The sequence below is a fragment of the Streptomyces sp. NPDC006283 genome (assembly GCF_040613325.1).
Taxonomy (GTDB): domain Bacteria; phylum Actinomycetota; class Actinomycetes; order Streptomycetales; family Streptomycetaceae; genus Streptomyces.
This window is the reverse complement of record NZ_JBEXRZ010000111.1, coordinates 1-22,553: the sequence shown is the minus strand read 5'-3', so window position 1 is coordinate 22,553 and position 22,553 is coordinate 1. Positions and strand designations below refer to the sequence as shown.

The 22,553-nt window shown below is 72.1% G+C and carries 15 protein-coding genes and 2 pseudogenes; 4 read left to right on the top strand and 13 right to left on the bottom strand.

The features are described 5' to 3' along the window. Positions 1–98 precede the first annotated feature (98 nt). The 4 genes and pseudogenes from ald to ABZ070_RS22235 all read right to left on the bottom strand — a co-directional run bounded on the left by ald (position 99) and on the right by ABZ070_RS22235 (position 6,838). A complete protein-coding gene (ald, locus tag ABZ070_RS22250) occupies positions 99–1,211 on the bottom strand; it encodes an alanine dehydrogenase (RefSeq protein WP_356636469.1) in 1,113 nt (370 codons plus the stop codon). Positions 1,212–1,355: 144 nt separating this feature from the next. Further along, positions 1,356–3,323, bottom strand: a pseudogene (locus ABZ070_RS22245) (tetratricopeptide repeat protein); the annotation flags it as partial. 1,147 nt (positions 3,324–4,470) lie between these two features. Continuing rightward, positions 4,471–5,097: an NUDIX hydrolase gene (locus ABZ070_RS22240; protein WP_356636465.1), complete on the bottom strand. Its 627-nt coding sequence runs from the start codon at positions 5,095–5,097 to the stop codon at positions 4,471–4,473. 88 nt (positions 5,098–5,185) lie between these two features. After that, on the bottom strand, positions 5,186–6,838 hold the full coding sequence (locus tag ABZ070_RS22235) for a CTP synthase (RefSeq protein ID WP_356636462.1): 1,653 nt from the start codon (positions 6,836–6,838) through the stop codon (positions 5,186–5,188). Between the two features lie 500 nt (positions 6,839–7,338). Here ABZ070_RS22235 and ABZ070_RS22230 point away from each other — a divergent pair, with 500 nt between their 5' ends. Both ABZ070_RS22230 and ABZ070_RS22225 read left to right on the top strand, forming a co-directional pair. Next, positions 7,339–9,141 (top strand): glycoside hydrolase family 15 protein, encoded by a 1,803-nt coding sequence (locus tag ABZ070_RS22230; protein WP_356636467.1) that lies wholly within the window; start codon positions 7,339–7,341, stop codon positions 9,139–9,141. 48 nt (positions 9,142–9,189) lie between these two features. Then, on the top strand, positions 9,190–10,812 hold the full coding sequence (locus ABZ070_RS22225) for a PucR family transcriptional regulator (RefSeq protein ID WP_356636460.1): 1,623 nt from the start codon (positions 9,190–9,192) through the stop codon (positions 10,810–10,812). 435 nt (positions 10,813–11,247) lie between these two features. Here ABZ070_RS22225 and ABZ070_RS22220 read toward each other — a convergent pair whose 3' ends face one another. From ABZ070_RS22220 to ABZ070_RS22200, 5 genes are all read right to left on the bottom strand, one after another. Next, complete coding sequence (locus ABZ070_RS22220; RefSeq protein WP_356636458.1) at positions 11,248–12,330, bottom strand: glycosyltransferase family 4 protein; 1,083 nt, start codon at positions 12,328–12,330, stop codon at positions 11,248–11,250. Between the two features lie 141 nt (positions 12,331–12,471). Then, the gene (recN, locus tag ABZ070_RS22215) at positions 12,472–14,214 is read right to left on the bottom strand and encodes a DNA repair protein RecN (protein ID WP_356636456.1); all 1,743 of its coding nucleotides are present in this window, start codon (positions 14,212–14,214) and stop codon (positions 12,472–12,474) included. Between the two features lie 177 nt (positions 14,215–14,391). Next, positions 14,392–15,321 carry an NAD kinase gene (locus tag ABZ070_RS22210; protein WP_356636454.1) on the bottom strand — a complete coding sequence of 310 codons (930 nt, stop codon included), beginning with the start codon at positions 15,319–15,321 and terminating at the stop codon, positions 14,392–14,394. Continuing rightward, positions 15,318–16,133 (bottom strand): TlyA family RNA methyltransferase, encoded by an 816-nt coding sequence (locus ABZ070_RS22205; RefSeq protein ID WP_356636452.1) that lies wholly within the window; start codon positions 16,131–16,133, stop codon positions 15,318–15,320. Before ABZ070_RS22205 ends, ABZ070_RS22210 begins: the two co-directional genes overlap by 4 nt. A gap of 7 nt (positions 16,134–16,140) precedes the next feature. Further along, positions 16,141–16,386 carry a hypothetical protein gene (locus ABZ070_RS22200; protein WP_356636450.1) on the bottom strand — a complete coding sequence of 82 codons (246 nt, stop codon included), beginning with the start codon at positions 16,384–16,386 and terminating at the stop codon, positions 16,141–16,143. Positions 16,387–16,429: 43 nt separating this feature from the next. Between ABZ070_RS22200 and ABZ070_RS22195 the strand changes: the two genes are divergently transcribed. Then, the gene (locus ABZ070_RS22195) at positions 16,430–16,777 is read left to right on the top strand and encodes an SCP2 sterol-binding domain-containing protein (RefSeq protein WP_356636448.1); all 348 of its coding nucleotides are present in this window, start codon (positions 16,430–16,432) and stop codon (positions 16,775–16,777) included. A gap of 213 nt (positions 16,778–16,990) precedes the next feature. Here the strand turns inward: ABZ070_RS22195 and ABZ070_RS22190 are convergent, their stop codons facing one another. The 4 genes and pseudogenes from ABZ070_RS22190 to ABZ070_RS22175 all read right to left on the bottom strand — a co-directional run bounded on the left by ABZ070_RS22190 (position 16,991) and on the right by ABZ070_RS22175 (position 21,061). Continuing rightward, positions 16,991–17,797: an ABC transporter ATP-binding protein gene (locus ABZ070_RS22190; RefSeq protein ID WP_356636446.1), complete on the bottom strand. Its 807-nt coding sequence runs from the start codon at positions 17,795–17,797 to the stop codon at positions 16,991–16,993. Between the two features lie 77 nt (positions 17,798–17,874). Beyond that, complete coding sequence (locus ABZ070_RS22185) at positions 17,875–18,921, bottom strand: iron chelate uptake ABC transporter family permease subunit (protein WP_356636444.1); 1,047 nt, start codon at positions 18,919–18,921, stop codon at positions 17,875–17,877. After that, a pseudogene (locus ABZ070_RS22180) lies at positions 18,921–19,879 on the bottom strand (iron chelate uptake ABC transporter family permease subunit). The gene ABZ070_RS22185 and the pseudogene ABZ070_RS22180 overlap by 1 nt, the downstream one beginning before the upstream one ends. Before the next feature lie 153 nt (positions 19,880–20,032). After that, the gene (locus ABZ070_RS22175; protein WP_356636442.1) at positions 20,033–21,061 is read right to left on the bottom strand and encodes an HAD hydrolase-like protein; all 1,029 of its coding nucleotides are present in this window, start codon (positions 21,059–21,061) and stop codon (positions 20,033–20,035) included. Between the two features lie 72 nt (positions 21,062–21,133). Here ABZ070_RS22175 and ABZ070_RS22170 point away from each other — a divergent pair, with 72 nt between their 5' ends. Further along, the gene (locus tag ABZ070_RS22170) at positions 21,134–22,414 is read left to right on the top strand and encodes a DUF1015 domain-containing protein (protein ID WP_356636440.1); all 1,281 of its coding nucleotides are present in this window, start codon (positions 21,134–21,136) and stop codon (positions 22,412–22,414) included. Positions 22,415–22,553 lie beyond the last annotated feature (139 nt).

The window sequence follows — 22,553 nt, the reverse complement described above, 5'->3', positions numbered from 1 at the left end:
TCCAGGCCAGCCGGTTCGTCGTCGCCCGGAGCGGTGGCCAGCCGCAGCACCAGACCGTCGCGGCCGTCCTCGTGGTGTTGACGACGCGGGTTGACCGGTCAGCCGAGCAGCGTCAGCAGTTCGACGCTCTCGAGGCCGTGCGCCTCCGCGACCTCGCGGTAAACCACCTTGCCGTCATGGGTGTTGAGACCCCTGGCGAGCGCGGGGTCACGGCGCAGCGCCTCGACCCAGCCGTTGTTGGCCAGCGACACGATGTAGGGCAGCGTGGCGTTGGTCAGGGCGTAGGTGGAGGTGTTCGGCACCGCGCCCGGCATGTTGGCGACGCAGTAGAAGACCGAGTTGTGCACCGGGAAGGTCGGCTCGGCGTGCGTGGTGGGACGCGAGTCCTCGAAGCAGCCGCCCTGATCGATTGCAATGTCGACAAGTACACTTCCGGGCTTCATCTTGGCGACGAGCTCGTTGGTGACCAGCTTCGGCGCCTTGGCGCCGGGGATCAGAACGGCGCCGATGACGAGGTCGGCGTCGAGGACTGCCTTCTCGAGCTCGAAGGCGTTGGAGACGATCGTCTGCACCTTGGTGCCGAAGACCTTGTCCGCCTCACGCAGCTTGTTGATGTCCTTGTCGAGCAGGGTCACGTGGAAGCCCATACCGACGGCGATCTGCGTGGCGTTCCAGCCGGAGACACCGCCGCCGATGACGACGGCCTTGCCGGCCTGGGTGCCGGGCACGCCGCCGGGGAGCACACCGCGGCCGCCGACCGAACGCATGAGGTGGTACGCGCCGACCTGCGGGGCCAGCCGGCCCGCCACCTCGGACATCGGGGCGAGCAGCGGCAGCGTGCGGTTCACCTCGACGGTCTCGTAGGCGATCGCCGTGGTGCCGGACTCCAGCAGCGCGTCGGTGCACTCGCGGGAGGCGGCGAGGTGGAGGTAGGTGAAGAGTGTCTGGTCCTTGCGGAGGCGGTGGTACTCCTCCGCGATGGGCTCCTTGACCTTGAGCAGCAGGTCGGCGGTGGCCCAGACCTCGTCTGCGGTGGGCAGGATCTGCGCGCCCGCGGCGATGAACTCTTCGTCCGTGATCGAGGAACCGACACCGGCGTTCTGCTCGATGAAGACCTGGTGACCATGGCGCACGAGCTCGTTCACACCGGCAGGGGTGATGGCCACCCGGAACTCGTTGTTCTTGACCTCGCGGGGGATGCCGACCTTCACGTCGATCACGGTCCTTGACTCAGGGGATATATCGGTCGATGACACGCGTACCCAGATGCGCATGGGCATACCGGGACACACCACGAGATGACGTGGTGCAGCCAGTCTAATGAAGGATTTCTCGCTGTCTAGCCTTGCAAAGCATTAACCTCCGAGTGAACTGCCACGGATTTCGTAGGTTGAATCCTCTGTTTCCAGCGTTCTTTTCGCCGACGTACGGTGCCGCCCCGCGGCCGCGGGGTCACCCAGCCTGTCGAGGGCGTCGGCCAGCCTGAACTCCAGCGCGGCCTGCAGCCGGACGTCACCGGCCCGGCGCGCCCGCTCCACCGCCTCCTTGCATGTGCGCAGCGACTCCTCGTGCCGGCCCGCGTACTCCTGGACACGGGCCGCCTCGCTCAACGCGCGTGCCTGGGAGGGCAGATCGCCGACCTTGCGGTGGCCCGCGACCGCCGCCCGCCAGTTGCGCAGCGCCTCGCCGTACTGGCCCGCGTACATGTGCAGGGTGCCGAGCCGGCCGTACAGCCGCGCCTCGTCGGCGCGCTCACCACGCGCCTGACGCTGCGCGAGAGCCCGCCCGTACCAGTCGGACGCCCGCTGCCAGTCCCCGATCTCCTGGTACGCGCCGCCTACGGATTCCATCGCGCGGCCCGTCGCGTACGGGTCGTTCGCGGCACGTCCCGCGTCGAGCGCGGCCCGGTAACGGGCCAGCGCGTCCCCGGTGCGGCCTGTCTGTGCGTCGAGGTCTCCGAGATTGAGCAGCGCGGCGGCCTGCTCGCGGTGCAGCCCGCGGCGCTCCGCCACATCGAGGACCAGCTGATGCAGCCCGTACAGCTCGGGGGCCGCCGCCTCCGTACCCCAGTGCGCGACCAGCGCCCTGACCAGAGCCGCCACCAGCCTGCGCGCCAAGGTGTCCAGTTCGCCGTCCTCGACGGCGAGGCGTGCGGAGGCCAGCAGCTCGGCCTGCCGGGCCCGCAGCCACTGCTTGGCCGCCCACGCCGAGGTGAAGCGCATCGCCCGGGGCAGCGCGGCGAGCTTCTTGCGCGCCGGGGAGTCCTCCGGCTCGGTGGCCGCCCGGCACGCCTGAAGCCTTCTGACGGTCCGCTCCAGCATCCTCGCTCGCGCAAGCTGCACCTCGGCGGGCCGGTCGGTCGCCGCCAGCAGAGCCCGCAGCAGCGGCGCGAGCGCGCCCGGCACCTCGAAGCAGTCATCGCGGTGCCGTACCAGCCCAAGAGCGGCGAACCGCTCGAGTGCCTCCTGCCCGGCCGGCACGGAACAGCCGGCGAGCGCGGAGGCGGTGTGCGCGTCCGCCAGCCCGGCGGGCGCGAGCGCCAGCAGCCGCAGGGCCCGCGCGGCGGACTGCGGGAGGGACTCGTACACCAGCCGGAACGCCCGCTCCAGCGGCCTGGCCCCGGCGGGCTGCTCGTCGTCCGTCGGCAGACCGCGGAGCCGTTTGGCCGCGTCGGCGACCGAGACGTTGGGGCGGGCCGCGAGCCAGCCGCCGACAAGCGCCAACGCGGCCGGCTGACCGCCGCACTCCTCGGCGATGACCTCGGCCGCCTGCGGGTCCACCGTGATCCGTACGGACCCGGTGAAGGTGGTGAGCAGCTCGATCGCCGACTTCGCGTCCATGCCGCCGAGCGTGCACGGCCGTACGTCGGGGATTCCGGTGAGCGGGCCCCGGGAGACCGCCACGACCAGGCAGTCCGGGTTCTGCGGCAGCAGCAGGTCGACCTGCTCGGCGTCGGCCGCGTCGTCGACGAGGAGCAGCACCCTGCGGGCGACGAGTGCCCGGCGCACCATCTCAGTCAGCTCGTCGTCTCCGGCGCCGGGCGGCGAGGCGATGCCCAGCCGGTCGAGCAGCCCGCGAGCCGCCTCCTCGATCGGCACCGGCCGCCCGCCGGGCTCGGTGAGCCGAACCCGCAGCACGCCGTCCGGGTAGCGCCCGCCGACCCGACGCGCCAGTTGCTCCGCCAGCGCGGTACGCCCCGCGCCGGGGCGCCCGGCGATCAGCAGCACGCGGGCGCGGGGCGCCTTGCGCCCGGCGAGCGTGTCGAGCCCGGCACGCTCGATGTCGGCGAGCAGGGCCTTGAGCTCCCGCTCCCGCCCGAAGAAGGGTTCGCCGTCGAGCGGGGGCTGCGCCGCGGGCCGATCCCCCGGGTGGGAGGGACCGGCGGCAGTCGACGCGCCCTCGTCCGCACCGTCGCCGCGGCTCCCCAGTCCCTCTCGGTCGCCCGCGGCACCACCCCCGGGGAGCGCTCCCGGCCCGTCCCCGACCCCGGCGTCTCGGGCGGGCGTTACGTCCGGTGAATCGCTGGACGCTCCGGCACGGTCCGACTCGGCCCGGTCGTCCACGACGGCCGGTTCGGACGACCCGGCATCGGCGGTAACACCGGCCCCTTCGTCAGCGCCGGCCCGGCCGTCCGACTCGGCTCGGTCGTCCGCCTCGACTTGGTCGTCTGCGACGGCCCGGCCGAGGGCGCCGAGGTGCTCGTCAAGAGCAGCCGTTTCGGCTGAACCGGCATCGTCGTGAGCGCCAGCCCGGTCGCCCCTACCGGCCCGGTCGAGGGCGCCGACCTGCTCGTCCAGAGCAGCCGTTTCGGCTGAGCCGGCATCGCCGTGCGCGCCGGCCGGGTCGCCCCTACCGGCCCGGCCGTGGGCGCCGACCTGCTCGTCCAGAGCGGCCCCTTCGGCTGAGCCGGCATCGCCGTGCGCGCCGGCCCGATCGCCACCACCGGCCCGTCCGAGGGGGCCCGCGTCGTCCTTGCCGGCGTCGGCGGGCGGGGCCGCATCGCCGTGCGCGCCGGCCCGATCGCCCCCACCCGCCCTACCGAGGGCGCCGAACTGCTCATCCAGAGCGGCTTCGTCCAGGGGGGAGCCAGCGTCGTCCTTGCCGGCGTCGGCGGGCGGGGCCGCATCGTCGTGAGCGCAGGCCCGGTCGTCCCGGTCGGCACCGGCGTGCTCCTCAGCAGTGGATTCCCCACGCCTCGCGGAGCCGTCGCGAGGCCCGGTTCCAGGTGCGGGGAGGGTGGCGATGTGCTCGGGTGGGGCCGACCGGTCGTGGCCGTCCAAGTCCAGCGCCTGATCCGTCACGGGCCACGCTCCACTCCGCCGTGCACGAGCCGAGCCCGCCGGGTCTCCGCGCGGGCGATTCGAGCGTAGTTCACGCTCTGCGACGATCCGTGCAGAGCGTGCGGAGCCGTCGCCCGATCGGTTCAGCAGATCGTCACACCAGGTACGCCATCCGTGCCGTTCGGGGCGCTCACGCCTCGAACGGCCGCGCGGGCCACGGCGCTTCCGCCGGGCGCAGTGCGTCGAAGCCGTCGCCGCAGCGCGCCGCGACCGCCGACAGGACGCCGACGACCAGGCAGGTGTTGTGGAGTTCGCCGGCGAGCACCCCTCGCATGAGTTCGTCGAGCGGCACCCGTGCCAGCTCCATGTCGGCCTCCTCCTCGGCGACCTCGAACCGTTCGCCCTCCGCCGCCGACAGATCGCGGGCGAGGAAGATCCGCACGGCCTCGTCGCAGCCGCCGGGGGTGGTGTAGACGTCGGTCAGCACCCGCCAGTTCTCGGCCTTGGCGTGCGCCTCCTCGTACAGCTCGCGCTGCGCGGCGTGCAGCGGGTTCTCGCCGGGCACGTCCAGCAGTCCGGCCGGGATCTCCCACAGCTTCTGGCGGACCGGGTGCCGGTACTGGCGCAGCACGAGAACGCGGTCTTCGTCGTCGATGGCGAGCACGGCCACGGACCCGGGGTGGACCTGGTAGTCCCGCTTGACGACGGTGCCGTCGGGCATGACGACGTCGTCGGTACGGACGCTGGTCTTGTTGCCGCGGAACGGCGTGTCGGTCGCGGTGACCTCCCACTGCTCGGGCATGTCCTTGATGGCCATCGAAAGCGTCCTTCCACCCACACACAACGGAAACCGGGGTACGGACCCTTCGCAGGTCCGTACCCCGGTCAACCGTATCGCCTGTGCGTTACGCGCCCGACTGCTGCCGCTGCACGGCCGCCTTCACCAGTCCGGCGAAGAGCGGGTGCGGCCGGGTCGGCCGGGACCGCAGCTCCGGGTGCGCCTGGGTGGCGACCAGGTAGGGGTGCACCTCGCGCGGGTACTCGACGTACTCGACGAGTTTGTTGTCGGGGGACGTGCCCGAGAAGAGGATGCCCGCCTTCTTCTCCAGCTCCGCTCGGTAGGCGTTGTTCACCTCGTAGCGGTGGCGGTGACGCTCCTCCACGTACGGCTGGTCGTCGTAGACCTCGCGCACGATCGAGCCCTCCGCGAGCTTCGCCGGGTAGAGGCCGAGCCGCATCGTGCCGCCCAGGTCGCCGGCGCCCTCGACGTACGCCAGCTGCTCCTCCATGGTGGAGATCACCGGGTGGGAGGTGGCCGCGTCGAACTCGGTGGAGTTGGCGTCGGGGATCTCGGCGAGGTTGCGCGCGGCCTCGATCACGATGCACTGCAGGCCCAGGCAGAGGCCGAGCAGCGGGATCTTGTTCTCGCGGGCGTACTGGATCGCGCCGACCTTGCCGTCGACGCCGCGCTCGCCGAAGCCGCCCGGGATGACGATCGCGTCGACGTCGCCGAGCTGCTTCTGCGCGCCCGCCGCGGTCTTGCAGTCGTCGGAGGTGACCCACTTGACCTTGACGCGGGCCTTGTTGGCGAAGCCGCCGGCGCGCATCGCCTCCGTGACCGAGAGGTAGGCGTCGGGCAGGTCGATGTACTTGCCGACGAGCGCGACGTTGACCTCGTGGTCGGGGTTGTGGACCCGGTCGAGCAGGTCCTCCCACACCGTCCAGTCGACGTCGCGGAACGGCAGGTCGAGCTTGCGCACGACGTAGGCGTCGAGGCCTTCGGTGTGCAGGACCTTCGGAATGTCGTAAATCGACTTGGCGTCGATGGCGGCGACGACCGCGGCCTCGTCGACGTCGCACATCAGCGAGATCTTGCGCTTGATCGCGGTCGGCACGTCACGGTCGGCGCGCAGCACGATCGCGTCGGGCTGGATACCGATGTTGCGCAGCGCGGCGACCGAGTGCTGCGTCGGCTTTGTCTTCAGCTCGCCGGACGGGCCGATGTAGGGGAGCAGCGAGATGTGGACGACGAAGACGTTGTCCCGGCCGACCTCGTGACGGACCTGGCGGACGGTCTCGAGGAACGGCAGCGACTCGATGTCGCCGACCGTGCCGCCGACCTCGGTGATGACGACGTCGACGTCGTCGGTCGCCATCCGCCGGATGCGGGACTTGATCTCGTTGGTGATGTGCGGGATGACCTGCACGGTGTCACCCAGGTACTCGCCGCGCCGCTCCTTGGCGATCACCTGCGAGTAGACCTGGCCCGTGGTGACGTTGGCGGAACCGTCGAGGTCGACGTCGAGGAAGCGCTCGTAGTGGCCGATGTCCAGGTCGGTCTCGGCGCCGTCGTTGGTGACGAACACCTCACCGTGCTGGAACGGGTTCATCGTGCCGGGGTCGACGTTCAGGTACGGGTCGAGCTTCTGCATGGTGACCCGCAGGCCCCGCGCCTTGAGCAGCGCGCCCAGGCTGGAGGCCGTGAGGCCCTTGCCGAGGGAGGAGGCGACACCCCCGGTGACGAAGATGTGCTTGGTCGTCATGGATTTGGGCGGCATCGCCAAGAGGGGGCTCCCGTGGTCGCGAAGTGAGGTGCGTGCCGGCTGCCGTCCCGATTCGGGGGTGCCGTCGCTGCGGTTTCGGGGCCTTCCGGCCACCGGTCCACGGGGTACCAGGGTATCAGCGACGACGCTGGCCTGCCTCCGGCCACGCCAGCGCACGCGCCCCGCCGGTGCCGGAGGTACGGTGACGACAACACTCGGGAACCGCTCCACACGGCTCACCTGCCGCTCACCCGTTCGGCGCACCTGTGTTGCCGGGACACCCGTACAGATCATTGACGTGCGTCGTATCCTGCTCGGACACTCGCTGCCGAGTCGGACCTGTGAACGGCATCATCCCCAGACCGTCACCCGGAATTCGGCGCCCCCACCAGGCAAGTGGCACAGCCTCCCGCGTGGTGTTTTTGGGGTCGCCGCGGCTCGTCAACGACCCTGGACCGCAGAAACCGCAGTAAGCGCCCCGCGGGGCGGACGTGGCCGTTCGACTGGAGATGCACGTGGCCGGGCGCATCGAGGATTACGCACTCATCGGAGACATGCAGACCGCAGCACTGGTCTGCCGGGACGGCACAGTCGACTGGCTGTGCCTGCCCCGCTTCGACTCGCACGCCATCTTCGCGGGGCTGCTCGGCACCGAAGAGCACGGCTTCTGGCGGCTGGGCCCGGCCTACGGCTCGCATGCCCATGCGCCGGTCGCGACCCGCCGCAACTACCGCGGCGACTCCCTCGTCCTCGAATCCGAGTGGGACACCCCGCGCGGCACGGTGCGTGTGACCGATTTCATGCCGCCGCGCGACGGCGCGCCGCAGCTGATCAGGATCGTGGAGGGCGTTTCCGGGCGCGTGCGGATGCGTTCAGCGCTGCGGATGCGGTTCAGCTACGGGCGCGTGGTGCCGTGGGTGCACAAGGTCGACGGCCGCACGGTCGCCGTGGCCGGGCCGGACTCGGTGTGGCTGGACACCTCCGTGGACACCTACGGCAAGGACCTCACAACCTACTCGGACTTCACCGTCGGCCCCGGCGACCGGATCGCCTTCACGCTCAGCTGGCAGCCCTCGCACAAGGAGCCCCCGGCCCTCCCTGACCCGGAGGAATCGCTCGAGGCCACCGCCGAGTTCTGGCGCGAGTGGGTCGACCACTGCACGTACCACGGCCCGTACCGAGAGGCCGTCGTCCGCTCGCTGATCACACTCAAGGCCCTCACGTACGCGCCGACCGGCGGGATCGTCGCCGCGCCCACCACGTCGCTGCCGGAGGAGATCGGCGGCGTCCGCAACTGGGACTACCGGTACACCTGGCTGCGCGACGCGGCCATCACCCTCTCCTCGCTGCTGCGCACCGGCTACCGCGAGGAAGCCCGCGCCTGGCGCGAGTGGCTGCTGCGCGCGGTCGCCGGCGACCCCGAGAACCTGCAGATCATGTACGGCATCGCGGGCGAGCGCGAGCTCGGTGAGGCCGAGCTCGACTGGCTGCCCGGTTACGAGAACTCGGGCCCGGTCCGCGTCGGCAACGGCGCGGCCCACCAGCTCCAGCTCGACGTCTACGGCGAGGTCACCGAGGCCCTGCACCTCGCCCACATGACGGGCCTGTCGCGCAACGACTACGCCTCCCTGCTCCAGCTGAAGCTGATCCGCTACCTGGAGAAGCACTGGAACCAGCCCGACGAGGGCATCTGGGAGGTCCGCGGACCTCGCCGGCACTTCGTGCACTCCAAGGTCATGGCGTGGGTGGCCGTCGACCGCACGATCAAGCTCATCGAGTCCGGCGACGCGGACGGACCGCTGGAGCGATGGCGGGAACTGCGCGACGAGATCCACCGGGACGTCTGCGAGAAGGGCTACGACCCCGAGCGCAACACGTTCACCCAGTCGTACGGCTCGAAGGAGCTGGACGCCTCCTTGCTGCTGATCCCGCAGATGGGCTTCCTGCCGCCCGACGACAAGCGCGTCATCGGCACCATCGAGGCGATCCAGCGCGAGCTGTCCACCGACGACGGCTTCATCCTGCGGTACCCGACCGAAGGCAGCCACGAGGGCGTCGACGGTCTGCCCGGAGACGAGGGCGCGTTCCTGGCGTGCTCGTTCTGGATGGCGGACGACCTGGCGATGATCGGGCGGGTCGACGAGGCCCGGAGGCTGTTCGAGAAGCTTCTGGGGCTGCGCAACGACCTCGGGCTGCTCGCGGAGGAGTGGGACCCGAGGCTGCAGCGGCAGGTGGGGAACTTCCCGCAGGCCTTCAGTCACGTTCCGCTGATCGACACGGCACTGCGGCTCACCGCGTCCGGCGCCTACGGCGGCTAGGAGGCTGCGGTTGTCCTTGGAACAGTCGCCCCGGTAGCGTCGCCAGCCATGGAAACGCAGGGCGGCATCACCGTGCAGCGGGCGCTGGAGCTGCCCGGGCTCCGCAGTGGACTGCCGGAGGTGCTCGCCGGGTCGGACCGGCTCGACCGCACGGTGCGCTGGGTGCACGCAGGCGAGGTGCCGAACATCGCCTCCCTGCTCAAGGGCGGCGAGCTGCTCCTGACGACCGGCCTCGGCCTCGGCACCCGCCCGGCGGAACAGCGTGCCTTCGTGCACCGGCTGGCCGAACGCGGCATCGCGGCGCTCGTGGTCGAACTGGGGCCCCGTTTCTCGCGGCTGCCGGCCACGATCGTGGAAGCCGCGCGCGCGGCCGGGCTGCCGCTGGTGCAACTGCACCGCGAGGTGCCGTTCGTGACGGTGACCGAGGAGATCCACACCGAGATCGTCAACGGCCACTACGCGCTGCTGCAGCAGGCCGAGGAAGTGCACCGCCGCTGCACCGAGGCCCTGCTCGGCGGCGGCGGAATCCCCCAGGTGCTCGGCATCCTGGCCGCCTTCACCGGCGACCCTGTCTTCCTGGAGACACCTGACGGACAGCTGCTCTACGCCGCCGACCTGCCGGGCTCCGAGCCCGCGCCCGCCGACCCGCTGCAGGTGTGGGAAGGGCTGCGCGGCGGACGCCACGACGGTCCGCCGGCGAACGCCGTCCTGGTGGACGTGCCAGGCAGCGGCCGCGGCACCGGCGCGGTACGCGCCCGGCTGGTGCTGCTGGCGGTCTCGTCCCCCCTGCTGCCCGTGCACCGGATGGCGGCGGAACGTGCGGCGGGCATCCTCGCCGTGGTCCTGATGCAGGCGCGCCAGGAGGAGGAGCTCGCGGCACGCGGCCGCGGAGACTTCCTGACCGACCTGGCAGAAGGCCGTATCGCCCCCGAGGACGCCCCCGCCCAGGCGCGGGTCCTCGGCTTCAAGCCGGGCACGGGGCCGCTGCTGCCGGTGGTGATGCGGCTCGCGGCCGAGCTGACTCCGACCGGGAACTGGGCGGTGCTCGCGCGCGCCGTGTCGGAGGAGCTGTCGTCCCTCGGAGTGCCGGTGCTGCTCGGCGTGCGGCCGGTGGAGGGCCGTGTGCCGCTTCTTGTCGGGCTGCGCACGGAGACCGACCGCACCGTCGTCGCGGACCGGGTGGCGCAGGCGCTGCGCGCCGGCGTGGAGCGGGCCGGGCTGGAACGGGCGGGAGCGCATCCACCGGTCGTCGTGGTCGCGGCCGCCGGCGGCTGGGCCGCGGCGAGCTCTGCCCTGCGCCACGCGGCGGAGACGGCGACCGCCGCGCAGGGCCTGAGCGGCCGGTCCTGGTACGACGCGCGCCGCCTCGACATCGACCTGCTGCTGTGGCGCCTGCGCGAGCACCCGGACCTGGCGGCGTTCGTCGACCGCGCGATCGGCCCGTTGCGGGCGCATGACGCGGCCTCACGCCCGCCGCTGCTGCCGACGCTGGAGACGTATCTGGCCCACGCGGGCCGCAAGGCGGAGACGGCACGCGAACTCCACCTGAACCGCCAGACGCTGTACAACCGGCTGGCCCGGATCGGCGAGCTCCTCGGCACGGATCTGGAGGACCCGGAAACGGTCCTGGCTCTGAGCCTGGCTCTGAGGGCACGCCGCCACACGTCGTGACCGGGATGGCCGCTGCGGGGGCCTGATTCCCCACCGCCTGCGGCCCGGAGGCTTTCGGGGCTCCCAAATCACGCTGTACCGATGTGCGCTCCGCCGCGTGCGTCGGCCCCACGGCCCGGCCGAGCCGGCACCGGCTCGGCGACCGGGCCGGCCGCGGGTACCTCGGGGCAAGCCCGGGCCTTGTACCGCGCTTTGCGTGGTGTCCGCGAACTCCCCTACGGCTTGGCAACGGTAGGCGACGGTACCTCCCACGCCGTCAGGCGTAGCGGGAGTGCTCCCGGACGGGCTGCATGTCGCTCCGCGAGATCAGCCCGCGGCGCCAGGAGATCGAGCGTCAGTCACGTCGGGCGCCTTCAGCCGCGCAGGCGACGCCTGCGCGGGCAACGGGGGCAGCTCCCGGAACGAACACGGCTCGGCGCACCCGGAACGGAGTGGCTACGCCACCACCAGCTCGTCGTACACGCTCAGTACCTGCGCCACCGTCTCGTCCTCCGTCGGCCACGTCCCCGCCTGCGCCTGCCCCGCCTCCGACAGCCATGCCCGTCGCGCCGGGTCGGACAGCAGGCGGGTCACCGCCGACGACAGCGCCGCAGCGTCGCCGTACGGCACCAACTCCGCTGCTTCGCCGACCAGTTCCGGCACTCCGCCGACCGCCGTCGCGACGAGCGGCACGCCGAGTCGCAGCGCCTCCTGGGCGAGCAGCGAGCGGGACTCCCAGCGGGAGGGCAGGACCGCGACGTCCGCCGCCGCCAGCAGCTCGGTGACGTCGTCACGGCGCCCCAGCAGCCGGACCTGCAGGCCCTCGTCGGCGATACGGCGCCGGAGCATGCCCCTCTCGGGTCCTTCTCCGGCGATCAGCAGCATCGGCGCCGGATCGAGGTCGCGCCAGGACCTTGCGGCATCCAGCAGCGTTCCGTAGCCGCGGTGTTGCTCGAGGCGGCCGACGGCCATGAGCAACGGGCGTTCGACGACGCCCAGTTCGGCCCGGAGTTTGCCCTGCCGGGCGGCGGGCGGCGTGCCCGGCGCCGGCGTGGCTGCGGGAGCGAGCCGGGCGTCACGTGCGCCGGCGGCCCGGGCCCGGTCGACGAGTTCGGAGCACGTACCGAAGACAACCGCCGCCGCGCGTACGGCCCTACGCTCGAGCAGCCGCAGGACCGCTGCCCGCGCGCCCTCGTCGTGGGTCCTCGTGTGCCAGGTGACGACGAGCGGGATGCGGCGGCGCTGCCCGGCGAGAGCGAGCGCGGCGCGTACGGCGGCGTGCAGACCGTGCGCGTGCACCACGTCCGCCCCGGCGCAGGCCGCGCGCAGCGCGCCGACCGCCGCCGGGTCGCTACGGCGCGGGACGGGGATGAAGTGTGCGCCGGCGCCCGCGAAGTCGTAGGCGCGGTCGATGTCGGCGGGAGCGCACACCGTCACGCGCACGCCCCGCGCCACCAGCCCGACGGCCAGCGACCTGACGTGCGCGCTGCTGCCCGCACTGCCGCCACCCAGCACTTGGACCGTACGCAGCTGTGTCACCCGCCAAGGATGCCAGTCCGTACGGACGTTCCGGCACCGACCCGGTGTTGTGCCTGGCCCGCGGCAGGGTCCAGCACACCGGGATCACCCACACGGGTGAGTTTGTGGGGCTGCTGCTCTCGCGCGGGACATCCGCAGGTCCTAACCGTCCGCGCGAGCCGTCGCCAGCAACTCCTCCGCGTGGGCGCGGGCCGTCTCCGAGTTCTCCTGGCCCGCCAGCATCCGGGACAGTTCCCGGACCCGGTCCTCGCCCTCGAGGACCGTGACGCCGCTCCGGGTGACCGTTCCGTCGTTGGTCTTCTCGACCAGCAGCTGGCGGTCCGCGAACGCCGCCACCTGCGGCAGGTGCGTCACCACCACCACCTGCGCCGACTTCGCCAGCTTGGCGAGCCGTCGGCCGATCTCGACCGCCGCCTTGCCGCCGACGCCGGCGTCGACCTCGTCGAAGAGATATGTCGGCACCGGGTCGGTGCCGGCGAAGACGACCTCGACCGCCAGCATCACGCGCGACAGCTCGCCGCCCGACGCGCCCTTGGCGATGGGCCTCGGCGGGGCGCCCGGATGCGGGGCGAGCAGGAGTTCGACCTCGTCGACGCCGGAGGGCCCGTACGCCACCGGCCGCCCGTCGACCACGACGCCCTCCGGATCCTCCGTCTGACGGATCGCGAACGACACCCGGGCGTGCGGCATCGCGAGCGACGCCAGTTCCTTCGTCACCGCCTCGGCGAAACGTGCCGCCGCCTCCGTGCGGGCGTCCGTCAACGCCTGGGCGAGACCGGAGAGTTCGTCCCGCAGAGCGTCCCGCTCCGCCGTGAGCTCGCCGATGCGGTCGTCGTCGCCGTCCAGTTCGGTGAGCCGGCTCGCTCCGTCCTCCGCCCACGCCAGCACGGCGGTGATGTCCTGTCCGTACTTGCGCGTCAGCTGTGTCAGCGCGGCCCGGCGCTCCTCCACCGCGGCGAGCCGCAGCGGATCGGCGTCCAGGTTGTCGGCGTATCCGGCGAGCTCGCCCGCCACGTCGCCGAGCAGGATCGAGATCTCGCCGATCCGGTCCGCCAGCGCCGCCAGCGCCGGGTCGTGGGAGCGTACGGCGTCCAGCGCCCGCCCGGCAGCCGCGACCAGGGTAGTGGCGTCGACGACCTCCGGGTCCTCCGGGTTGCCCGCGAGCCCGGCGTGCGCGACGGAGGCGGCGGACGCCAGAGCCTCCGCGTGGCCGAGCCGCTCCGCCTCCGCGGCGAGCTCCACGTCCTCGCCGGCCCGCGGCTCCACGGAAGCGACCTCGTTCAGCCCGAAACGCAGCAGATCCGCTTCCTGCGCCCGTTCACGCGCACGGGTGGTGATCTCCTCGAGCTCCGCGCCCACGGCGCGCAGCCGACGGTAGGCGGCGGCGTACTTGGCGTGCGGGCCGCTGACGGCGTCGCCCGCGTACCGGTCGAGGGCCTCCCGCTGCCGTGCGGGCCGCAGCAGGCCCTGCTGGTCGGTCTGGCCGTGGACGGCGACGAGCTCGTCGGCGAGCTCCGACAGCATGCCCACCGGCACCGAACGGCCGCCGAGGTGGGCGCGCGAGCGCCCCTCCGCGGAGACGGTACGGCTGATGAGCAGCGTGCCCTCGTCGAGCTCGGCCCCGGCCTCCTCGGCCCGCAGCGCGGCCGGCGCGTCGGGGGACACCCTGATCCGGCCCTCCACCACGGCCGACTTCGCGCCGATCCGCACCAGGGCGGGGTCGGCGCGCCCGCCGAGCAGCAGCCCCAGGCTGGTGACGACCATGGTCTTGCCGGCGCCCGTCTCGCCGGTCACCGCGGTGAATCCGGGCGACAGCTCGACAACAGCGTCGTCGATGACCCCGAGTGACCGTATCCGCATCTCCTCCAACACGGACACGACCATACGAGGTCCGGGGCCCGGTGTGCGACGGGCCCCGGCCTCCGATTCACTCTCCCGGGCTTTCCCCCGCCCCCGGGCGTGGGCGCGAGAACCCAGGGCCTCTCGTTTGGATCTTGCCGGGCTCGCATGCCGCGGCAGGCGGACCCCCACACTGATCCGGCCTGATCCAGACGGAAGACCCTAGTGCGGGGCTCCGCGCCACCCGGCGACGGGGAGGGCGAACTTGGCCACCAGCCGGTCGGTGAACGACGCGTGGTGCAGCCGGGCGAGTCGTACGGGCACGGCGCCCCGACGGACCTCCACGCGCGCCGCGTGGGGCAGTTCGAGCATCCGGCGCCCGTCGCACCACAGCACCCCGTGGGGGGTGTGCGGCTGCACCTCGACCGCCAGCACCGACGTCGGCGAAGTCACCAGCGGCTTCGCGAACAGCGCGTGGGCGCTGATCGGTACCATCAGCAGCGCCTCGACCTCCGGCCACACCACCGGGCCGCCGGCGGAGAAGGCGTACGCCGTCGAGCCGGTCGGGGTGGCGCACACGATGCCGTCGCAGCCGAAGCCGGTGGCGGGGCGGCCGTCGATCTCGAGGACGACCTCGAGCATCCGCTCGGGCGAGACCTTCTGCACGGCGGCCTCGTTCAGCGCCCAGTCGCGGTGCACCACATCGCCGTTGGTGCGGACGACGACGTCGATGGTCATGCGTTCCTCGACCTCGTACGCGCGGGTGACGACCCGGTCGACGACCTTGTCGAGGTCGTCGCGCTCGGCCTCCGCGAGGAAGCCGACACGCCCCAGGTTGACGCCGAGCATCGGCACCCCGGACGCGCGCGCGAACTCGGCGCCGCGCAGCAGCGTCCCGTCGCCGCCGAGGACGATCAGCAGTTCGCAGCCGTCGAGGACCTCGGGGGTCGCCTCGACGACGGTCTCCACCGAGTCCGGCAGCGGCAGGTCGGCAGCCTCCGCCGCCAGCACGCGCACGCCGATGCCGCTGCGCAGCAGCCCCTGGACGACGAGTTCTGCGCTTCGGATGGCCGCGGGCCGCCCTGTGTGCGCGAGCAGGAAAACAGTACGTCTCGACGTGGTGCCCGGTGTCGTTTCTGATGTCGTGGTCAACGAGGTCCCTCCGCCACTGCACGGTCGACGTCCGCCGGATCGAGCTCGGGCGCCCCGGCCCGAAGCCACAGAAAGTATTCGACGTTTCCGGAGGGTCCCGGTAGTGGGCTGGCGGTGACGCCCCGTACTCCGAGCCCGAGCTCCCCCGCGCGGCGCGCCACGGCCCGTACGGCCTCGGCACGCAGTTCGGGGCTGCGCACCACTCCCCCGCTGCCGAGACGCTCCTTGCCGACCTCGAACTGCGGCTTGACCATGAGCACGAGGTCCGCGTCGGGTGCGCTGCAGCGCACCAGCGCGGGCAGCACGAGCCCGAGCGGAATGAAGGAGAGATCCCCCACCACAAGGTCCACCGGCACTCCGTCGATCGTCTCCGACGTCATTTCACGCACGTTGGTACGGTCCTTGACGGTGACGCGTTCATCACTCTGCAGGGACCAGGCCAGCTGGCCGTAGCCGACATCCACGGCGACGACGTGCGCGGCGCCGGCCCGCAGCAGTACGTCGGTGAACCCGCCGGTCGACGCACCGGCGTCCAACGCCCGCCTCCCCTCGACCTTGAGCCCGAGCGGTACGAACGCGGCGAGCGCGCCCGCGAGCTTGTGCCCGCCGCGTGACACGTAGTCCGGGTCGCTCTCGTCGGATGCGACGACGATGGCGGCACTGGTCTCGACCTGGGTGGCGGGCTTGGTCGCCGTGTTGCGCCCGACGGTCACCCGGCCCGCCGCGATCAGCTGGCTCGCGTGCTCGCGTGAACGAGCGAGCTTCCGGCGTACCAGCTCTGCGTCGAGACGGCGGCGGGCCACTCCTGCCACGTTCGGTTCAGCTCCTGTGGTTGTGCGATTCATGAGTGTCGAGCGAGGTCAGCGCATCCCGCAGGCCCCGGTGTACATCCTCGTACACCTCGAGGTGTCCGTCCGCAGCGAGGTGGTCCACGTCGGCCAGCCGCTCGAGCAGCATGTCGACCCCGGCGTTGCCGGTGGGCACACGCTGCACGCCCAGCGGCGCGGGTTCCGGCGCGCCGCCGTCGGGCTCCTGCGGTCCGGGCGCGGGCATCGAGTCACTCATGGCCCAGACGCTACCGCGAAGCCCTGAGGTACCGTCGCTGGCGATGGCCACCACGCAGGAGTGCCGCGGCGCACTCGACAGACTCTCGGACAACCTGGCGAACGCGGACGGCGGCGTACGGGGCGTTGCCGGCCTGGACCGTTCCCTCAGCTGCCACATCACGGACCTCGACGTCACCTTCACCGGCCGCCTCGAATCCGGCCGGATCGAGGTGACCGACACCGCGCCGGGCCCGCCGCGGGAGAAGGCCCAGATCCGCCTGGCGATGACCGGCGACGATCTCGTGTCGATGGTCGCCGGCGCGCTGAACTTCGCGAAGGCGTGGGCGACGGGCCGAGTCCGCCTGGAGGCAGGCGTCCGCGACCTCCTCCGCCTGCGCGCGCTGCTCTAGACCGCCCAGCCCGTCGGCAGGGCAGCGCCGGCCTCGCCGGCGTATGGGGCGCGGCGGGGGCAGGGGACAGAGCCCCCGAACACCGCACGGAGCGCCGTCCAGGGCTTGCCCGGGTCTCGGGAATCGGGCCCCCACGTCGGCCAGGCCGTGGCGAGAGGGAAGGTGAACACGCCGGCCGCGGGGCGCCACGTGCCCAGGCCACGCGCCCCCCGACTACACCGCCCCCACCGCCGCCCGCCCCCTCCGCGACGCCGGAATCACCAGCGGCGTCCCCGACTCCGGATCCTCGATGATCTGGCTCCGCACCCCGAAGACCCGCTCCACCAGCTCCGCCGTCACCACCTCCGCCGGCGGCCCCTCCGCGACGACCTCCCCGTCGCGCAGCGCGACGAGGTGTGTGGCGTAGCGGGCGGCCTGGTTGAGGTCGTGGAGAACCGCCACCAGTGTCCGCCCCTGTGACTCGTGCAGCTCGGCGCACAGGTCGAGCACCTCCAGCTGGTGCTGGATGTCGAGGTACGTCGTCGGCTCGTCGAGCAGCAGCAGGGGCGTCTGCTGCGCGAGCGCCATCGCGATCCAGACCCGCTGACGCTGCCCGCCGGACAGTTCGTCGACATAGCGGTCCGCCAGTTCGCCGACCCGCGTCGCCGCCATCGACTCCTCGACGATCCGCTCGTCCTCCGGCGACCACTGCCTCAGCAGCCCCTGGTGCGGATAGCGGCCGCGTGCCACGAGGTCGGCGACCGTGATGCCGTCGGGGGCGATCGACGACTGGGGCAGCAGCCCGAGTGTCCTGGCGACCTTTTTCGCGGGCAGGGAGTGGATGGCCTGCCCGTCGAGGAGCACCCTGCCCTGTGAGGGCTTGAGCATCCGGGAAAGGGCACGCAGCAGTGTCGACTTGCCGCAGGCGTTGGGGCCGACGATGACCGTGAAGGAGTTGTCGGGTATCTCCACCGACAGGTTCTCCGCGATGACCCGCTGGTCGTAGCCGAGGGTGACCGCTTCGGCGGTGAGGCGCTGCATGGTCGTCGTGCTCCTGGAAGTCCGGGTGGTTGAGGTGGCGGCGCCGTCGACGGCAGGGCGTGCGGTCACGAACGGCGTCATATCCGGCCCGCCTTGCGCTCGGTGACGAGCAGCCAGAGCAGATAGCCGCCGCCGAGCACCGCCGTGACCACGCCGACGGGCAGCATGCGGTCGCCGAAGGCGTTGGTGGCGACCCAGTCCGCGACCAGCAGCAGCGCCGCGCCCATCATGGCGGCCGCGGCCAGGTTCGGCCCCGGCGAGCGGGTCAGCCGGCGCGCGAGTTGCGGGGCGCTGAGGGCCACGAAGGCGATGGGCCCGGCGGCGGCCGTGGCGACCGCGATGAACAGCACGCCGGAGCCCATGAGCACGACACGGGTGCGCTCCACCGGCACGCCCAGCGCAAACGCCGCGTCGTCACCCATCTCCAGCATCCGCAGCGGCCGTCCGTGCGCGAACACGAGCGGCATCAGCACGGCACACAGACCGGCGAGCGGCCAGACCTGCGCCCAGTCGCGGCCGTCGAGGGACCCGGTCATCCAGAGCGTGGCCCTGGTGGCGTCCACCAGGTTGGCCTTGGTGATCAGGTAGTGGATCAGCGCGGTGAGCATGGCGGCGACTCCGATGCCGACGAGCACCAGCCGGAAACCGTGCACGCCGCGTTTCCACGCCAGCGTGTAGACCGCGATGCCGGTGACGACTCCGCCTGCGACGGCACCGCCCGCGACGGCGAGCGACCCGCCCTGGAAGAGCACGATCACGCCGAGCGCGCCGACCGTCGACCCTTGCGAGAAGCCGATCACGTCGGGGCTGCCGAGGGGGTTGCGTGACAGGGCCTGGAAGATCGCGCCGCTCAGCGCGAGTGACGCGCCGACGAGGACCGCCACCAGCACGCGCGGCATCCGGACGTCCTGGACGATGAACTCCTGTGCGGCGGTGCCGTTCCCGAGCAGTGTGCCGACCACCTCGCCGAACGACATCGGGAAGTCGCCGCTGCCGATGAGCACGACCGAGACGGCCGCGGCGGCTGCCGCGAGCAGCAGGAAGACGACGGCCGCGCGTGGGTCGATCCGCACGGACACCCCGCCGGGCGTGCGTATCGCCCGCACGGTCTTCACGGACCTCATCACAGCTGGGCCATCCTCTTGCGGCGTACGAGTTGGATGAAGACGGGCCCACCGATCAGCGCGGTCACGATGCCGACCTGCAGCTCGGACGGGCGGGTGACGACCCGGCCGACGACGTCCGCGCCGAGCAGCAGGACGGGCGACAGAACCGCCGCGTACGGCAGGATCCAGCGCATGTCGGGTCCGGTGATGGCGCGGACGACGTGCGGAATCATCAGTCCGCGAAGACGATCGGTCCGCAGGCCGCGGTCGCGGCCCCGCACAGCAGGGTGATCGCGGCCATCGACAGGATGCGGGTGCGGGTCAGATGTGCGCCCAGGGAGCGGGCGGTGTCGTCGCCCATTTCCATGGCGTTCAGCGGCCGGGCCAGCAGCAGCGCGAGAACGAGGCCGACGGCGATGAACGGAACGATTTTGCGGATGGTCTCCATGTCCGCGGAGGCGAGTGAGCCGACCGTCCAGAAACGCAGACGGTCCAGCGCTGCCGCGTCCAGCAGCTGAACGGCGTTGATGTAGCCGTACAGTGCCGCCGTCGCGGCGGTCCCGGCGAGCGCGAGCCGTACCGGGGTGGCGCCGCGGCTGCCGCCGAGGACGTACACGGCGGTGGACACGACGGCGGCGCCCAGGAACGCGAACCACACGTAACCGGTGAGCGAGGTGACCCCGAAGAAGCTGATGGCGGAGACGACGGACGCCGAGGCGCCGGCACTCACGCCCAACAGTCCCGGTTCCGCCAGCGGGTTGCGGGTCAGCGCCTGCATCACCGCGCCGGCGACCCCGAGCGCCGCGCCGACGGTGAGGCCGAGCAGCGTCCGCGGCAAGCGGACGTCCCTGATGATCACGTCGTTGCCGGTGCCCGTGTTGTGGAACAACCCGTCCCAGACATCGGCGAAGGGAATCGACTTGGCGCCCACGGCGATGCTCGCGACGCAGATCAGCAGCAGGACGCCGAACGACACCAGCAGCCCGGTGGCACGCAGGGCGTGGCGCTTCGGGCTCGCGGGTGCGGACACAGGCTCCGCGCTCCGGTTCGGGGGACAGTCGACCAACACGCGGTTAGGTTAGCCTACCCTCCCATGCGTCCCGGTCAGGGCGTCCTGCGGCAGGGCCGCCTACAACCCCAGCCTGGCCAGCGCCTTCCCGGCGTCGAGCGTGCAGGAACCCTCCCCCGCGCTCGTCCACGCCGCCCCGCACAGCGCCCGCAGCCCGTCCATCGGCTCGCCCTCACCGTCCAGCGTCAGCTCCTGGGCCTGCGCGGCAGCGGTCCATCCGCCGCACCGGAACGTACCGTCCGCCTCGGCCACTTCGGGCTGTCCGGTGAGCATGCCCCGCAGATCCGCGTCCACATATGTCGGCCGGTGCTGTGGCACGGCCGCCAGCAGCTGCGCCGCGTCCGTCACACCGGTCAGCACAAGCAGTGAGTCGACACCTCCGTTGAAGGCGCCCTCGATGTCGGTGTCCAGCCGGTCCCCCACGACCAGCGGCCGCTCCGCCCCGGTTCGCAGGATCGTCTCCTTGTGCATCGGCGGCAGCGGCTTGCCCGCGATCTGCGGCTCGGCCCCCGTGGCGATCCGCACGACCTCGACCGCTGCGCCGTTGCCCGGCGCGATGCCGCGGGCGCTGGGGATCGTCAGGTCGGTGTTGGACGCGAACCACGGCACGCCGCGTGCGATCGCGTAGCAGGCCTCGGCGAACCGGCCCCACGCCAGGTCCGGGCCGCCGTATCCCTGCACGACAGCTGCCGGATCGTCGTCAGCCGACTCCACCGGCTCGAGACCGCGCTCGCGCAGGGCGACCTTCAGCCCCTCCCCACCGATCACCAGGACCCGCGACCCGGCCGGCACCTGCTCCGAGATCAGCCGGGCCACGGCCTGCGCGGAGTTGATCACGTCACCGGCCCCGGTCGGAATGCCGAGCTCGGTCAGGTGACCGGCGACGACCTCGGGGGTGCGCAGCGCGTTGTTCGTCACGTACGCGAGGTGCATGCCCTGCTCGCGGGCCGTGGCCAGCGACTCGACGGCGTGCACGATCGCCCGCCCGCCTGCGTACACCACACCGTCGAGGTCGAGCAGGGCCGTGTCGTACGCCTCGCTCAGCGCCCGCGCGCTCCCGCTCGGCCGGTTCATACCCTGCTGGCTCATTCGCTTCCGCTCCTCGCTCGGGTCCACTCCCCCGATCATCGCGCATGGCCCTTTGACGCATACGATGCCCTGATGAACAACGAAGGTCCTGCGGCCAATGGCGGTCTGCATCTGATCCCGTTCCGTGGACTGCGCTACGTCCCCGAGCGGGTGGGCAGTCTCGCCGCCGTGACCTCGCCGCCGTACGACGTGATCGTCAGGCCCGACGGCCTGCACCATCTGGAGTCGGCGGACCCGCACAACATCGTGCGGCTGATCCTGCCGCAGGCGACCACCGCGGAGGACCGCCACAGCCAGGCCGCCCGGACCCTGTCCCGCTGGCTGTCCGAGGGCATCCTCGCCGCGGACGACGAACCCGCGCTGTACGTGTACGAGCAGCGCAAGGGCGACATCCTGCAGCGCGGCGTCATCGGGGCGCTGGCTCTCACCGAGCCGTCCGACGGTGTCGTCCTGCCGCACGAGGACGTGATGCCGGACATCGTCGCGGACCGCGCCGCCCTGATGCGGACCACCGCGGCGAACCTGGAACCGCTGCTGCTGACCTATCGCAGCACCGGCAACGCCGTCGGCGCGACCGCCGTCATCGAACGCACCATCCGGCACTCGCCGTTGCTGTCCACCACCACGGAGGACGGCTTCAGCCACCGCCTGTGGTGTGTCACGGACGCCGCTGAACTGGCCGAGATCCACGACGACCTGGCGCGCCACCAGGCGATGATCGCGGACGGTCACCACCGATGGGCGACGTACCTCCGGCTGCGAGGTGAACACCCGGCGCAGGGCCCCTGGAACTACGGTCTGGTGCTGCTCATCGACACCGCCCGCTACCCCTTGCAGGTCCGGGCGATCCACCGTCTGCTGCGCCGCCTTCCGGTGGCGGACGCGCTCAGCGGTCTGGCGGGCTCCTTCCGCGTGCGCCACCTCGACATCCCGCTGGTGCAGGCCCTGGACGCGCTGGCCGAGGCGGTCGCCGAGGGCAACGCGTTCCTCCTTGCCGGCGACGGACGCTTCCATCTCGTCGACCGGCCCGACGCGGGCCTGCTGAACCGCACGGTGCCCGTCGGCCGCCCGGAGGCCTGGCGCACGCTCGACGCGACGGTGCTGCACTCCACGCTGCTGGAGCACATCTGGCAGATCCCCGACGCTCCCGAGCACATCACCTACATCCATGACGCGGAGGCAGCCGCCACCCAGGCCGAACGCGTCGGCGGCACGGCGGTGCTCATGCATCCGGTGCAGGAGGAGATCGTCAGGAAGCTGGCGATCGCGGGCGTCACGATGCCGCGCAAGTCGACGTCGTTCGGACCGAAGCCGGCGACGGGGCTGGTCCTGCGGAGCCTGACGATGGACTGACGGCGTCGGCCGCCCTGCGGCCGGAGGCGACACATGAGTGGGGGCTTGCCGGCCGACAGGTCCCACGTGCTGTTGAAGTTCGCCGTCGGCTGGTCCGAGCGGACCATCACGTCCTGCGACGTCGTCGGCGACGGCGCGA